The organism is Peptostreptococcus sp. D1, assembly GCF_900112955.1.
Taxonomy (GTDB): Bacteria; Bacillota; Clostridia; order Peptostreptococcales; family Peptostreptococcaceae; genus Peptostreptococcus.
On the sequence record NZ_FONP01000011.1, the window covers coordinates 40,548 to 56,710 of the forward strand.

General features: G+C 31.9%; 14 protein-coding genes and 1 pseudogene. 10 read left to right on the forward strand and 5 right to left on the reverse strand.

Features of this window, described 5'->3' with window-relative positions; translation table 11 throughout:
* Position 1 precedes the first annotated feature (1 nt).
* The gene (locus tag BM120_RS08220) at positions 2-583 is read left to right on the forward strand and encodes an HD domain-containing protein (RefSeq protein WP_242941591.1); all 582 of its coding nucleotides are present in this window, start codon (positions 2-4) and stop codon (positions 581-583) included.
* Between the two features lie 173 nt (positions 584-756).
* Here the strand turns inward: BM120_RS08220 and BM120_RS08225 are convergent, their stop codons facing one another.
* The gene (locus BM120_RS08225; RefSeq protein ID WP_091994874.1) at positions 757-1,740 is read right to left on the reverse strand and encodes a biotin--[acetyl-CoA-carboxylase] ligase; all 984 of its coding nucleotides are present in this window, start codon (positions 1,738-1,740) and stop codon (positions 757-759) included.
* 331 nt (positions 1,741-2,071) lie between these two features.
* Between BM120_RS08225 and BM120_RS08230 the strand changes: the two genes are divergently transcribed.
* The 4 genes from BM120_RS08230 to lysS all read left to right on the forward strand — a co-directional run bounded on the left by BM120_RS08230 (position 2,072) and on the right by lysS (position 6,039).
* Complete coding sequence (locus BM120_RS08230) at positions 2,072-2,839, forward strand: type III pantothenate kinase (protein ID WP_091994878.1); 768 nt, start codon at positions 2,072-2,074, stop codon at positions 2,837-2,839.
* 167 nt (positions 2,840-3,006) lie between these two features.
* On the forward strand, positions 3,007-3,966 hold the full coding sequence (gene dusB / locus BM120_RS08235) for a tRNA dihydrouridine synthase DusB (RefSeq protein WP_091994881.1): 960 nt from the start codon (positions 3,007-3,009) through the stop codon (positions 3,964-3,966).
* Positions 3,967-4,016: 50 nt separating this feature from the next.
* Positions 4,017-4,502, forward strand: a complete 486-nt coding sequence (greA, locus tag BM120_RS08240; protein ID WP_091994884.1) for a transcription elongation factor GreA — start codon at positions 4,017-4,019, stop codon at positions 4,500-4,502.
* Positions 4,503-4,506: 4 nt separating this feature from the next.
* Complete coding sequence (lysS, locus tag BM120_RS08245; RefSeq protein WP_091994887.1) at positions 4,507-6,039, forward strand: lysine--tRNA ligase; 1,533 nt, start codon at positions 4,507-4,509, stop codon at positions 6,037-6,039.
* A 106-nt stretch (positions 6,040-6,145) separates the two neighbouring features.
* On the opposite strand, the pseudogene BM120_RS11135 reads toward lysS, so the two are convergent.
* The 4 genes and pseudogenes from BM120_RS11135 to BM120_RS08260 all read right to left on the reverse strand — a co-directional run.
* Positions 6,146-6,277: pseudogene (locus tag BM120_RS11135) on the reverse strand (IS481 family transposase); the annotation flags it as partial.
* A 100-nt stretch (positions 6,278-6,377) separates the two neighbouring features.
* A complete protein-coding gene (locus BM120_RS08250; protein WP_091994890.1) occupies positions 6,378-8,555 on the reverse strand; it encodes a carbohydrate-binding domain-containing protein in 2,178 nt (725 codons plus the stop codon).
* Between the two features lie 98 nt (positions 8,556-8,653).
* Entirely contained in the window at positions 8,654-9,331 is a 678-nt protein-coding gene (locus tag BM120_RS08255; protein WP_091994893.1) for a DUF4956 domain-containing protein, read from the reverse strand.
* Entirely contained in the window at positions 9,324-10,046 is a 723-nt protein-coding gene (locus BM120_RS08260; protein ID WP_091994896.1) for a polyphosphate polymerase domain-containing protein, read from the reverse strand. Before BM120_RS08260 ends, BM120_RS08255 begins: the two co-directional genes overlap by 8 nt.
* A 262-nt stretch (positions 10,047-10,308) precedes the next feature.
* On the opposite strand from BM120_RS08260, the gene BM120_RS08265 reads away from it, so the two are divergent.
* The 5 genes from BM120_RS08265 (at position 10,309) to BM120_RS08285 (ending at position 16,156) form a co-directional block, all read left to right on the forward strand.
* Positions 10,309-10,986, forward strand: a complete 678-nt coding sequence (locus BM120_RS08265; protein WP_091994897.1) for a response regulator transcription factor — start codon at positions 10,309-10,311, stop codon at positions 10,984-10,986.
* Positions 10,979-12,205 (forward strand): sensor histidine kinase, encoded by a 1,227-nt coding sequence (locus tag BM120_RS08270; RefSeq protein ID WP_091994900.1) that lies wholly within the window; start codon positions 10,979-10,981, stop codon positions 12,203-12,205. The genes BM120_RS08265 and BM120_RS08270 overlap by 8 nt, the downstream gene beginning before the upstream one ends.
* Positions 12,206-12,649: 444 nt before the next feature.
* Positions 12,650-13,522: a DUF6602 domain-containing protein gene (locus tag BM120_RS08275; RefSeq protein ID WP_091994902.1), complete on the forward strand. Its 873-nt coding sequence runs from the start codon at positions 12,650-12,652 to the stop codon at positions 13,520-13,522.
* A 19-nt stretch (positions 13,523-13,541) separates the two neighbouring features.
* Positions 13,542-15,467, forward strand: a complete 1,926-nt coding sequence (locus tag BM120_RS08280) for a Cas10/Cmr2 second palm domain-containing protein (protein WP_091994904.1) — start codon at positions 13,542-13,544, stop codon at positions 15,465-15,467.
* Complete coding sequence (locus BM120_RS08285; protein WP_091994907.1) at positions 15,464-16,156, forward strand: RAMP superfamily CRISPR-associated protein; 693 nt, start codon at positions 15,464-15,466, stop codon at positions 16,154-16,156. Before BM120_RS08280 ends, BM120_RS08285 begins: the two co-directional genes overlap by 4 nt.
* Positions 16,157-16,163 lie beyond the last annotated feature (7 nt).

The window sequence follows — 16,163 nt, forward strand, 5'->3', positions numbered from 1 at the left end:
TTTGGAAAAGGTAGTCGATATGAACAAGGATTTTATTTTTCCAAAGGATTACTGTCCTACAAAATATGAATGTATGGATATACTTAATAGGTATCAAACTCCTGAACACGTGCAATTACATTGCTTTGCTGTGGGTGAAGCCGCAAAATCTATAGCGATTGAATTGAATAAAAAAGGCTTGAAAATAAATTCTCAGCTGGTAGCAGCTGCTGGATACTTGCACGATGTAGCCAGAGTTCATAAAAATCATGAGAAGGTTGGTGCTAAATATCTACATTCAATTGGCTTGGAGAATGTAGCGAAGGTAATAAATGACCACACGAAACACAAAATCAACACAGATATATGCTCTTTAGACGAAGAAGATGTATTGTGTATTGCAGATAGAGTGGTTTTGCAAAGCAATTTTGTTGGACCACAAAGGCGAATGGAATACATTAAGAGCAAGGCTTTGAAGAAATACGGACCGGAAAGCGAGGATTTTTTGGACAGCATTATAGCAAAGTTTGTGAGATTTATAGTAGAATTGGAAGAATTTATAGGTGATGAATTGTATAATATTATTCCTGATGAAATTAAATGATAAATTTATATTTGAAAATAATACTACTAAAAACTGCCATATTTCTGTGAAAACAGAAATTTGACAGTTTTTTGCTAATGATACTTATTTATTATTTGTATACCAAGTATTTTCTTAGACCTATGAGCTTGAAGACTGAATTAATTTTATCGTAAGAGGTATAAATAAAAAATTTATATATAACCATTTAACCCACGAATTGATATTTCTCCAGAAAAAATTGTTCTGATAATACCCATCTGATCTCTAACAATTAGATTTCCATTTTCATCTATGTTTTCAGCAAATACTTTTTCTTTTTCGCCATTATTTATTAAGTATATTTCTTTTCCTAAAACTGCTGAGTAATCTCTCAATGTTTTTCTTGTTTCTACTATAGAATTTTTTTTGAATTTTGAATATAGTTTCTCAAATATTTCAAAGAAATCCTTTAATAATTTTTCTCTTCCTATTTTATATCCCTCATTTTCAATTGAGGTCGCGATATTAGGTAGTTCGTCAAAGCTCGTTTTGTAGAGGTTAATGCCAATTCCTACAACAATAAAGTTGATTCTGTCTATCTCGGCATTCATTTCAGTTAGAATTCCGGAAATTTTCTTTCCGTCTACAATAATGTCATTAGGCCACTTTATTTTTGCTGGAATATCGTTTTTATTCAGTGCGAGGCATAATGAAGCACCAGCTATTTGTGTCAAAAAACTAGCTTTTGAAAGGGGGATTTCTGGTTTTAATATCATACTGAAATAAACTCCAACATTTTCATCGGAAATCCATTTTTTACCTGTTCTTCCTTTGCCGTTTGTTTGTTCGTTAGCCAGAACAACAGTACCCTCCTCTGATTTTTCTGCAATTTTGTTGGCATGGGTGTTTGTAGAATCTATGGTTTGAAAAAAGATAATGCTCTGAGCAAGATATTTTGTATTTAGATTATGAATAAATTCGTAAGTCGAAAAACCACGTTCTTCCTCTGATTTTATCAGTTTATAGCCAGAGCCAGATTTCGATTCAATCACATAGCCTTCTTTTTTTAGAGAGTTAATGCCTTTCCAAACTGAAGCTCTTGAAACTCCAATTTCATCTGAAAGGGATTCTCCAGAAATATATTTATCCGAATTTTTGAGTAGTGCTTCCATTATCAGGTCTTTGGTATTTTTCATTTAGTAATCAGCTCCTTTAAATAAATATTAATCTAGTGTAAAAATGTTAGTAGATACTTTATTTTAGTCTATTTAATTGATAAAAAAATCATAAATATTTTTTATATCATTTTCTTTATTATATCATATTAGTTTGACAATTATAACTTTATTAAAATACCATATTAAAGAATTTGTGTTTGAAATGAAAATTTATAAAAATTGAGTAAAAATATTATCGTGTCAAAAATCTGAACAAATAAGTCAAGATGCTTGCTATTGTTAGGTTATGATGATAAAATAATACTGTTATAGGTTATTTTGAAATAATTTGAGAGGAATTGAAATAAATATGTTATTAGTATTAGATGTCGGAAACACAAATATGGTTCTTGGCGTATATCATGATAAAAAGCTTATTAGGGATTGGAGAATAAATACTGATTTGAATAAGACTTCTGATGAATACGGAGTTATAATAAAAAGCTTGTTTGATGCGAGTGAATTGTCTTTGGGTGTAGTTACAGATGTTATTATTTCTTCAGTGGTTCCTGCTGTGATGCATTCTTTGGAAAATTTTTGTAGAAAATACTTCAATATTATTCCATTGATAGTTGGACCTGGAATAAAGACGGGTCTTAATATTAAATATTATGATCCCAAAATGGTAGGGGCAGATCGGATAATAAATGCAGTGGCTGGAATATCTAAATATGGAAGTCCGCTGATATTAATCGACTTTGGAACTGCTACTACTTATTGTGCAATTTCTGAAAAAGGAGAGTACCTTGGAGGTGCGATTTCCCCTGGAGTGAAGATATCGAGTGAAGCATTGTTCCAAAAAGCATCAAAGCTTCCTAGAGTTGAGCTAGTAAAACCAGAGACGATAATATGCAAAGATACTGTATCATCAATTCAGGCTGGTGTGATTTATGGTTATGCTGGTCAGGTTGAAAAAATTGTCAAGATGATGAAGAGTGAATTGGGTAATGAGGATACATTTGTGGTTGCTACTGGTGGACTTGCTAATTTTATGGCATCTGAGACGAATGTGATAAACGTGGTTGATCCATATCTTTCACTGGATGGATTGAGATTGATTCATAAAAAAAACAAATAAATTGATATATGATTTTATTCGTGATAATCGTTAATGTAGAAATAGAAAACATTGTTAATGTATAGAATAGGAAAATTCATTATTAATGATTGCTAATGCAGAAATAGAAAATTTTATTGATGATGATTGCTAATGTAAAATATAAAAATTATAAGAAAGAGGTATTGATGAAATTTAGAGATTTTGAAGTATCGAATGAGGTATTTTTGGCACCAATGGCTGGAGTAACTGATTTGCCCTTCAGATTAATCTGTAAGAGATTTGGCTGTGGATTGTTGTATACTGAGATGATAAATGCAAAAGCTCTATGCTACGATGATGCAAACACAAAAAAAATGCTGAATATAATGGCTGAGGAGCATCCTGTAGCAGTGCAAATATTTGGCTCTGAGCCTGAATTTATGGGAAAGGCAGCAAAAATACTCAATCACTATCCGAATGAGATATTAGACATAAATATGGGATGTCCTGCTCCAAAAGTAGTTAAAAATGGAGATGGTTCTGCACTGATGAGAAGCCCTGAATTAGCCAAAAAAGTATTGAGTAGTGTGGTTGAAAGCTCCTCCAAGCCAGTGACCCTGAAAATAAGGAAGGGATGGGATGATAACTCTGTAAATGCTCTCGAAATTGCTCTTATAGCTCAGGAGGTAGGTGTGGATGCGATAACGATTCATGGTAGAACTCGTGAACAATATTACGGAGGAAATGCTGATTGGGATATAATAAAGCTGATAAAAGATAATTTGAATATACCTGTTATTGGAAATGGTGATGTCACAAGTATAGAAGATGCAATTAAAATAAAGAACGACACCAATTGTGATGCAATTATGATTGGAAGAGGTGCTCAAGGAAATCCTTGGATTTTTGAAAGGATAAATCATTATCTAAAAACAGGCGAAATATTGCCGCAGCCTACTATAGATGAGAAAATTGGAGTGGCTATTGACCATATGGAATTAGCTATAGAGGAGCATGGTGAGTATGTAGCAGTTAGAGAGATGAGAAAGCATATTGGCTGGTATTTAAAAGGTATGAAAAATTCCGCTAGAGTGAGGGATAAAATAAATAAGCTGGAGGATCCAGAAGAAGTGATAAAAACGTTAAAAATATTGACAAATAGTTAATTTTAGCATATAATATATCGGATATTTTAGTATAGGTACGGAGGTATAGCATGGAGGAAAATAAAAGCAAAGAGTTTATTCTTACTCAAGAGGGCTTTGATAAATTAGAAGAAGAATTAGAAATATTAAAAACGACTAGAAGAAAGGAAGTTGCGGAGAGATTGAAAGAAGCAATTTCTTTTGGTGACCTTTCTGAAAATGCAGAATATGATGAAGCCAAAAAGGAACAGGCTACACTTGAAGAAAGAATAATAGTTCTTGAAAATATGATTAGAAATGCTGTTATTATAGATGAAAACAGCGTAGACTTAGACGTAATAACAATAGGGTCGATTGTAAAAATTTACGATGAAGAGTTTGATGAAGAGATAGAATATACAATTGTTGGCAGTGCAGAAGCAGAGCCATATGAATTTAAAATTTCAAACGAATCTCCAGTTGGAAGAGCCTTGTTGAATAGAAGTGTTGGAGATCTAGTTGAAGTTACTGTTCCTGACGGAATAATAAAGTTAAAAGTACTAGAAATAAAGAGATAGTATTATGGAGGGAAAAATGGAAAATAGCAAGCCAGAAAATATAGAAGAAATTAATCTGAGTGAAGTATTACAGGTAAGAAGAGACAAGCTAAAAAATCTTCAAGAATCAGGTAATGATCCATATAAGATAAGTAAATATAACGTTACGCATTATTCAGATGAAATAAAGAATAATTTTGAAGAATTTGAAGGAAAGCAAGTTTGTGTGGCTGGTCGTATTATGTCAAAGAGAATAATGGGTAAGGCTTCATTTATGCATCTTCAGGATCAGAATGGAAGAATACAGGTTTATGTAAAAAGAGATGACGTTGGTGTTGATGATTATAAACTGTTCAAGACTTATGATATGGGTGATATAGTTGGAATAGAAGGCTTTGTGTTCAAAACAAAAACTGAAGAGGTTTCTATTCACGCCGAGAAGATAGTTCTTTTGTCTAAATCACTTCAAGTATTACCTGAAAAATATCATGGATTGAAAGATATAGATTTAAGATATAGACAAAGATATGTTGATTTGATAGTGAATCCAGAAGTAAAGGAAGCATTCTTAACAAGAACAAAGGCATTGAAAGCGTTGAGAAGTTATTTGGATAATTTGGGATTCTTAGAGGTTGAAACCCCTATACTAAATACTATTGCAGGTGGTGCAAACGCAAGACCCTTTATAACTCATCACAATACACTGGATATACCGATGTATTTGAGAATTGCAAACGAGCTATATCTAAAGAGATTGATAGTAGGTGGATTCGACAAGGTATATGAAATGGGAAGAATGTTCAGAAATGAAGGTATGGACATGAAGCATAATCCAGAGTACACTGCGATTGAGTTATACCAGGCATATGCTGATTATAAAGATATGATGGAAATCACAGAAAATGTAATATCTCATATGGCAGAGGTTGCAACAGGTAGTATGAAGGTTAATTATCAGGGGACTGAAATTGATTTTACTCCTCCATGGAAGAGAATGACTATGGAGGAATGTGTTCTTGAATATGCTGGAGTGGATTTTTCAAAAATAGATACTGATGAAGATGCTTTGGCTGTTGCCAGAGAAAATGGAATTGAAATTACTCCTGGAATGAGACGTGGAGAGGTAATCAATGCTTTCTTTGAAGAATTTGGAGAAGATAAATTGATACAGCCGACTTTTATAACTCATCACCCAGTGGAAGTGTCTCCATTGGCAAAGAGAAATGTAGAAGATCCGAGAAGAACTGATAGATTTGAGGCTTTTGCAAATAAATGGGAGCTGGCTAATGCATTCTCAGAGTTAAATGACCCAATCGATCAAAGAGGTAGATTTGAAGATCAGGAAAGAAAGAGAAAGCTTGGGGATGATGAAGCATTTGAAATGGATGAAGATTTCTTGAATGCATTGGAGGTTGGATTACCTCCAACTGGTGGTCTTGGAATAGGAATTGACAGAGTGATAATGCTGCTTACAGATTCTCCATCTATTAGGGATGTATTGTTATTCCCAACGATGAAGCCCATAGGCAAAAAAGATGAGGAAAATCAAGGATTGTAGGATTTCGTAAATCAAAAAGACAACAAAAAGTGATGTGACCCCCAAAAGTTAGACTTTATTAGCGAGACAGCTTCGGCTGCCTCGCTATTTTTTATGCAGCCAAGGCAAAGAGCCTATTCCAATGCATAAGAGATTCTTTTGAAATTTTATATTTTCTGAATACGAATTTAATGGAGAGTCCTGTTCTATACGTTTTCACGGCGTGATATTTTGTTTCAACGGCGTGTTGTAAGTATATTTGTTTTTGTACGAAAAATTACCATAGGTAAAACCTACGGCAATTTAGAGATTTTGGATTATCATCTTATTTATGGTAAATTATACTAACTAATTTTAGCTCATATATTAATCACTGTATTTTTTTTAGACAGTGTGAATTGTGTTATTTTTTCTCCACCTGAAAAACTGCCACTAGTATTTAGCTTCGAATTAGTTGAGGAGTCTTCACCCGAAGTATTTTTTGAGCTATTTTCTGAAATAGTTCCGCCACTGTAAAGTGCATATATTTCACCCTCCTTTAGTTTGTCAGAGCTTATCAATAATGCTTGATAAGACTTTTGAGCTTTGAAGGATGTAATTACATTGTTATTGGAGTCTACCAATGTCAAGGCTTGATTTTCACTTTGTGTAGAGCTAAATCCGAATGTAACTGTATTTTGTGTAGAACTATCATCGAATCCTTGATACATATCTGCAGTACCGATAGCTACAAAAGTTCCATTTGTTATTTTCGCTGTTCCTGTGTAATCAAGGCTTCCGTTTCCCCCATTGGAAGGTCCGTATACAATTGTTTTTCCTCCTGTTATATTGATATCGGCATTTGAATCCAGACCATCTCCTTGTGCGTTCACAGTAAGAGAACCACCTGAGATATTTACAGATACACCGTTCTGTGCACTTTCTCTACCACCTCTCATTCCTTGGAAATCAGAGTTACCTGAAGCTCCGTTTATTCCATCGTCACTAGAAACAATAGAAATTGTTCCTCCTTTAATATTGATTACCTTAGATTCAATTCCTTCGTAGCTATTTGAAATGGTTACCTTAGATTCGTTCGTGATATTCAAAATTTCTTCACTATGTATTCCGTCATCTCCGGCTTTTACATTCAGATTTCCTCCATTTATATTAATGTTTTTGTTGCTATGAAGAGCATCTTCTTCGGCATTTACAGTAATGCTACCATTATTGACAATGAGATCAGTTCCTGCCTTCAAACCCTTGCTGCTTTCGCTTGAATTTGAATTTTCAACATGTGTGCTTAAATCACCAGCTTGAATAGTCTGGTTATTTTGATTTTTTATTCTTGAACTAGTTGTAGTTGTAATTTTATTATCTGAAAAAGCCTTGGGGCTTGATCTCTGGGCTGGATTATTCTGAGTGGCACTACTATTGGAATCTGGTTTATTAGGAGGTGCCATCATATTTCCTTGATTGTCAAATTTTGAATTCGATTGTGGAATCCTGTTTTGCTGGTCAATATCTAATCTCATATCATTTTTACGTCTGCCTCCTAATGAGTTTTCTTGTGATTGCTTGGATACGGCTTCTCCACCGTTTCCTGTGGTAATATCGAAATCTCCAGCATTTATTTCAAGTATTGTTTCTGCGTCAATACCATCATTTGCAGCAGATATTTTAAATGTTCCTCCATCTATAGAAATCCATCCCTTCGATGTATCTGTTGAATTGGATGACTTGATTCCATCTTTACTAGAGTTGAGATCGAAACTTCCACCTTTTATCGCGATTGAATCTTTTCCTGTTAGGGCATCGCCTTTGGAATCAACTTTGATATTTCCACCTGTTATTACTAGCTCGTCCTTTGATTTGATTCCTTCATTGTTATTGCTGTTGACTGTTAGTGAGCCATTTCCATTGATTGTCAAATTGCATTTTGAGTAAATGGCAGCATCGGGTAAATCGGTTTTATTGGTCGTTGAAGAATTATTATCGGTGCTATTTGTAGCTGTGCTTTCAGAATTTGCTGTATTAGTTGAAGTGTTGCTTACAGAGCTTGTATTTGAATTATTCGAGGTTGCAGCACCAGAATTGTCCACTATTTTATTTGTGGTATTGTCTGCCAATGTAAGGAATACTTTGTCTGCAGTCTTTATATTTAGTGGTATACTGTCTTTATTGGTGATGCTCACATTATTGAAAACTATCTGAACTTTATCGGTGTCAGGAGCTTCAACAATTATTTGGGCACTGTCTAGTGTTCCTGACAAAACATATGTTCCTCCAGACTGTATTATCAAGCTTCCATTTTTTTCTTGAGCACCGTATCCAGAAGTTGTGATTGAGTTACCTGAAAGTGTGATTTTTGTGGCAGTGCTTTCATCCCATGAGGGATCCAAATCCCTGTCAGAGTATTTATCTGTTATAGATGTTACTGCTGTGGTAGCTGTAGAGGTCGAGCTTGACTTTGTTTGAGCATTGCTACAGCCAGATGCGATAAATGATATGGCTATTAGAGCCAGGGCTAATTTATTTTTTATTTTATAGTTTTTCATATTTCTCCTCCAATTTAATAAAAATGTATTATGTATATAGTCAATGTGTGTCTAAAAATAGATTTAAATATTTAACCATATTTTAAGTCGTTTTTGAACTAAAGCTCTTCTTTTTTCTTTAATCTTCCACACATGATGTTTAGATTTCCGTTTCTGCAACGAAGATCATCAATAAATTTCTTTTCATCCTTTATGTTTTTTAATTTGATTTGATAGTAAAGCTCGTATAAGCTTCCCATATTAGTTGTTTTTGCTGTTATTAAATCTGATTTCGTTGTATATTTCTCAAAAATATCATCAAAAACCTCTGTATAATCAAGGCTTTCAGGTATTACTATTTTCAGATCCTTTTCTGAGTTTTTTTGATCTGCAAAATTGCTGGATAAAAGTATTAGGTTTACAATTCCAATTATCAATACAAAAAGTACGGCTATTGCAATATATCCCATACCAGCAGCCAAGCCTATTGCCATAGATAGAAATATGCTTCCGATTTCTCTGGCTCCGCCTGGTATTGATCTAAATCTTACCAAGCTAAAGGCTCCCATCACTGCAACTCCTGTTCCCAGGTTTCCATTTACCAGTAGTATAACTCCTTGTACTATAGCCGGCAGTAGAGCTAAAGTAACGACGAAATTTTTTGAATAAGAGTTTTTATACATATAGATAAATGTAGAAATTATTCCTAGTACGATTGACACAATTGAGCAAATTAAGAAATTATGAACAGTTATTCCATTACTGACAATCGACGTTGTTAATATCTCATTAATCATGATTTACTACCCCCTCCTCTAACAAATATCTTCTGAGTATTGTCTTGTATGCGACACCATATTTTGAAAAGGAGGAAGGCATTATTTTTAATTCATCAAGTGTTTTTGATAACCAAAGAGGCATTCCACCTATTGTTTTTATTTCCATTATGTATTTACCTTTTTCTAATAAATACTGTCCGTAGGATCCACTAGAAAGTGAGAGATCATAATCTCTGAAAAGTAGATTGCTATCAAGCGTTATTCTTAGATTTTTATCTCCAATTCCTTTCATAGCAAATCTATGATAGCCAATGAATACTTTTGGTTCTGGCTTATAGTAATCAAGTGACCACTGAATTTCTTTTCCGATTTGGGTATTATCCATACATTTATTTTTCAGCATACATACTTTTGCAGTGCTATAAGGCATTTGTAGTCTTCTTTTGTATACTATTCCATCATGCTTTTTCTTGATTTCTAGGAAAACATCATCGTATGCCTTAGGTATTCCATAGCTCCTCAATCTGATTTTTTCTTTATATACGGGCTTTTCAATAGATGCTCTAATCATTTTGAAATCATGAGTATCATAGTATATATTATTAATTTGTGATTCTGAGTATTCATCGAGCTGCATTTGCTTTTTGAACAGTAGCATTAGTTTGTTATACTGATCGCTATTGATAATATATTTTTTCTCGTATCTTTTAAAAGTATTTATTGTTTTTTTCATGTTTCTACCTCCGTAAAATTTTTTGATTTATGTTTGGTTTATTAGTTGTTTTGCTTTATCCTGAGTACAGTATAGTTTTGTTCACTGAAACGAATCTTAAAATTATATTTCAGGATATTTTAAGCTTGTAATTACAAAATACTTCATATATATTTAATGTAAGAAAGGATATTATCAATGAAACAAAAATATACATTAATAAAATAAAAAAAAATGAAAATAAAAAAAGTAAATATATAAAAATAGAAAGAAGGTAGTTAATATGAGAATATTAGTGGTAGAAGATGAGGTAAGATTATCTGAAGCGATTGGTCAGATTCTTGAGAATGAAAAGTATGAAGTTGATATTTCAAATGATGGTGAAGATGGGCTTGACTATGCTATGTCAGGTATATATGATGCAATTATTCTTGATGTTATGCTTCCTAAAATTAATGGCTTTGATGTCGTGAGAAATCTTAGAAAAAATAAGATTGCAACTCCAGTGATTATGTTGACTGCAAAAGATGAGATAATAGACAAGGTGACAGGATTGGATTTTGGAGCTGACGACTATATGACAAAGCCGTTTGTGTCAGAGGAATTATTAGCTAGGATTAGAGCATTAACTAGAAGACAAGGTGAAGTTATATTTGAAGAATTGGAGTACGAGGATATAAAATTAAATCTATCTACATATACTCTACAATGTGGCGTGAAATCTGTACACCTATCTCATAAAGAGCTTGAAATAATGAAGCTGATGCTTTCAAATCCGGCTTTAATAGTTTCGAAGGAGATGATAATAACAAAGGTTTGGGGATATGATTCTGATGCTGAGGATAATAATGTTGAGGTATATATATCCTTTCTGAGAAAAAAATTGTTTTTTGTCAAATCTAAGGTAAATATTGGAACAGTCAGAAAGGTTGGATATAGATTGGAGTATTCTAATGATTAAGCAATTAAAAAGAAAATTTATTATGATAACAATGTCTCTGATTACAATTGTTTTGGTTGCAGTATTCATTGCTATATCTGTAATTCACTATAGTAGATTGACTAATGATAGTTATAGAGCAATGGATAGGGTTGTAATGGGGAAAATGAATGGATCATTCCAAAAGCCTAAAATCGATGAAAAAGGAGAGAGAAGAGATTTTCAATTTGCACCGATTTTCTTTGTGGATTTGGACTCCGGTGGTAGTATTGTTTCTACGACTACCGATTATGTAAATATCACCAAAGACACTATTAAGACAGCGGTAGAAGAGGTTATAAAAAATGAAAATGTTAGAGGGAGCCTATCAAAGCTGAACCTATTATATCTAATACATAGAAATAATGATGGAAGCATGAGAATTGTTTTTGCAGATCAAATACACAATAGAGAATCGTTATTTATTTTGATGAGAAATTTGTTAATAGTTGAAATATTTGCTCTTGCTGTTTTTTGGTGGATGAGTGTTTATCTAGCTGGAGTGGCATTAAAGCCAGTTGAAAAAGCATGGGCTAATGAAAAGCAATTTTTGGGGGATGCATCGCACGAGCTGAAAACACCACTAACTGTAATATTGACAAATCTTAGTATTTTGGAGTCAAATTCGGATTTATTTGATAAGTCACAATTGAAGTGGATTAGGAACAGCAATTTTGAAGCAATGAGAATGAAGGAATTGATCGAACAAATGTTATTTTTGGCAAAATATGATTCATATCAGCTACCAATAGTAGCAGAAGAAATAAATTTGAGTGAATTAACTATGGAGAGCATATTGACAATGGAGTCAATAGCATTTGAAAAAAATGTAGAGTTTAAAAATAAAATAGAAGATGATGTAATAGTTATCGGAAATTCGGCACAGTTAAAACAGCTAGTCAATATTTTACTTGATAATGCTTGCAAATACTCAGAAGAAAAAACAGAGATTAAGGTTAGTCTAAAGAATGACAGAGATAGAAGTATTTTGGAAGTAAATAACAAAGGGAATGTGATACCGAAAGAGGATATAGAAAAATTATTTGATAGATTTTATAGATCGGAAAAATCCAGAGTTCGGAAAGAAGGTGGATATGGATTGGGATTGTCCATTGCAAGGAGTATTGTCAAGGCTCATAATGGAAAGATAGAGGTTTGTAGTAATCTGGAAGATGGAACTACATTTAGGGTGATGATATAGGTAGCCATCTCTGGCGATTTGAATAAATTTTTATTTGAACTCGTAGTATAATTTTATATGGTACCTAAATAAAATAGTAAAGCAATACTCGGTATGCTTGTTTGATAGCGGTGAAATGTAAATTAGTTATATATTTAGTAGCATAAATCATATACATCTGTTATAATTGAATCATAGTTAAATGTAAATTGAAAAGTCATATCCTTAAAAATGGGTAAGTAGAAAATCATCATTGAATTACAGTGAGACGTGAATTCTGTTGTCATTTCTAAAGCATATATTAATATGCTTTTTATCATAATGTAGTATTACTTACAAAAGTAAAGTAGTTTGCAAATATATAAAACAGGAATGAAAATTTTGGTATTATTAGTGAAATAAAAAAGATAAATTAAGACTTATTTTTTGAAAATTCACAATTTAATAGGAATGGAGGTTGATTAAATGAGTGATTTTATTAGTGATATTAAAGAAAATTATTTAAAAATGGAAAGGGAATTAGTAACTCAATTAAATTATGATGTTACTAATCAATATTTGATTGCAGGTTCATATCGTGAAGAAATCTGGGCTGATTTTTTTAGAAAAATAGTACCTAAGAAATTCAACATAGCTCGTTCCGTATTCATAATGGATTCAAATAAGAATATTTCCAAGGAAGTGGATATAGCCATATATGATGAGCAATATACACCATATATTTTTAATCGTGGAATAATAAAATTTATACCTGTGGAGGCTGTAGCCGCGGTAGTTCAATGCAAGAGTAGGAATCTAGATTCAGGTGTTTTAGAAAAATGGGCTGATTCCATTGACAAATTACAAACTTCAAATGATTCTATTGTTAGGTTGGCTACGAATATTCATATTGGAAATGAGAGTAATAGAGTTACTCAAACTGCAACAAAACCGATTAAGATATTATGTTATATACCGGAAAATAAAACTGGCAAGGATGATACTGGAGGAAGAAGCAAATTTGATATTGTTATTGAGGCCTATAAAAATAATTGTTCAAGAGAATATAATGCGGAAGAAAACTCGTCGAGTGGAAATTTAAAAATAACTTTTTCGGATGAAAATCTACGTGAAATATTATTTAAATATAATCGAGTGGGAGAAAAAGATGAATATGAAAACGATCCTAAATACCCGAAAATACTAAGGGAAAGGAAAATAAGTGACTACGAAATAACTGACGAATCAGTGGAATATACGTTGCTTTCATTTATATTTCAGTTCAATCAAATGCTTATGATGATTAACAATCCGATGTTTTTCCCTCATAAGGCATATGTAAATATGCTCAATAAATAATTGAAAGAAGGTGATATGAATGGCATATGTCGTAGCCATCTCTGTTGAAAAGGTCCAAAAATATATTTTTCATGCAATTGATCAAAATCAAGTAGATGAGAAAACACTTAAAAATATTATTTTATCATCTGAACATGTAGCAAAGAATTTTTTGGAAGAAGTTGAGAATAAGTTTAAGTTATGCGATGGAACAATGCAAGACAAGATTCTTTGGATATCGGGTAAAGTTATTTTTTATAGTAAAATGACAGAAAATGAAATAAAAAACAACTTAAAAGAGCTATTTCAAAAAGTTTATATAGAATATTGTGGGAATATCTTTTTAAATTATGTATTTTTTCCAGCGAGAAATATTAGAAATACGAGTAAAATGTATTTCTTGAAAGAGGCAGAGCGTCTACTTGCAAGTGATTATACGAAATCAAAGGTAATAAGTGAGAATAGTGAAATATTATTTAGATTCGAAGAACTTGAAAGCAAAAAAATAAATCTTGAGTATGAGAGAAAAAAATCTAAGGAAAATGTATTCCCAGATAGCATGGATGAATTAGTTGTGTTAGATGAAAAACATGTTACAGATAGTAGTAACGGTAAAATTGCAGTTGTTAAGGCAGATTTTAATAATCTTGGACAAATTATGAAGGAAATAAATGATTATGATGAATATATAAAATTAAGTAGTCTGCTGGAAAATAAAATTTCACTGAAAAAATTTGAGATAGAAGTTAGCAAAATTAAAAAATTAATTAATAAGATAGTTCCATTTTATGTAGCAGGAGACGATATTTTTTATGCTACGCGTATTGAGACTTTATTTGATTCTATTAAATTGCTGAAGAATATAATAAAAGAGATCAATCAAGATATTGAAAACATACTAGCTAGAGACAATAAAACGGAATTATCTGTTGCTGTGGGGGTGAGTTTTGTCAATAATCATCAGCCAGTTCGTTATTATAGACAAATAGTTGAAAAAGAACTACTCAAAATTAAGAAAAAGATGAAAACAGAAAAAGCCTTTAATTCAATATTAGGAATATGTATGGAAAATAACTTTTTTTATATATATAAAGAAAAACTTGGCTTTTGGGAAAATGATGGATTTAATCGTTTTTGTGATGAGATTAGTGAGTTGCAGAAAATGATGGACGAAAAAGTATTTACTAGAACCTCATTACATAATTTCTTGATAAATTTGGAAATAGAAAAAGATAATGATAGGCGCATGCTTTATTGCCTTTATTTTTTGAAACCAAATATTCAAGACATAGATATATATAATACTGAACAATATAAAGAACTGCATTTTAAATATTACTGGCTGTCTCATTTGGTTGAAGGCAAAAGAGATACACCTGGCAAAGAAGAGAGAGAATTTGTACCTGAAAAAATTGAAGAAGTTTTGATTCCTAAATTGAAATTAGTATTACTTTTCTTAAAGGAGCGATATTGCGTTCCGTCGGAGTGTTCAAGCTATAAATACATCATTTCTTCAGCCAGAAGTTCATTGTTTGACCAAAAAAGGAGAATACGTTCTGTTATGTTTCATAAACCGATTAATTATTTATTGAATAAATTAGAGCCTAATAGTATTGAATTGTTGTTTATAAAAAGAATATCAGTAAATAGGAAATATTTCTATGTTACGTCCAACTTTGAACCAGCAGTATTTTATAGAGCAAAGAAACTAATTGAATCTGGAAAATCGAAACAAGTGGAAACGATATTCGAAAATTATAATTGTTGTTTTAATGAAGTAGATTCTGCTAGATCAAAAAGCATTCATACTATGAGTCTGGATAAAGAAAAGATCAAGAAAAAATTGAATGAAGTATTAAATGGAAAAAGTGATACGAAGTGGCTAGATAGACTTATTCTTCTTCATGAGTACAATTATCAAAGAATAATATTAAAAACAATAGAGAAAAAAGGGGGAAAACTATGATTGAAATAAATGTATATTTAACGACTGTATCTAGTTGCTTAATTGGTAATCAAACAGAAAGCTTTTCTATAGGGGGTGTAGATCAGTCTACAACAATTGATGAAAATAATAAACCAATAATACATGGATCTGCTTTTAAAGGTGCCTTAAGAAATATTATAAGAGAACAAGAGAAAGAAGGGAAGATGAATGAAACAAAGATTTTTGTTAAGTTGCTTTTAGAAAAAACTTTAGAAAAATATAAAAATATAAGTAAAAATGAAAAAATTGAAAGAATAATTTCAATTATTGAGGAAAAATATAATAATTGTAAAGCGGAATACATATTTGGTATTGAGGGAATTAATGGTTTTCCAAGGCTCTATTGTTCAGATTTTCTATTTTCAGAATGTAAAAACATGAACATGGATGATTATTTTTTTATAGAAACAAAAAACTGTTTGGTAGAAAATAATGGTGAGATATTAAGTAATCCTAGAACTTATCGCGTTGTAAGACCTAAAGTTGTGTTTAAAGGTATGATTTGGCTAAATGATATGTTCTTGGTAGGTATTGAAGAAAATAAAGCGAAATTGATGAAGGTTGAAAGTGAGATTAGAGAAGCATTGTTAAAGTTTAATGACGGATTACATAGAATAGGTAATTCGAAGTCTAGAGGATATGGGCAAATAGAAATAAATCTTGATTAGAAATAAG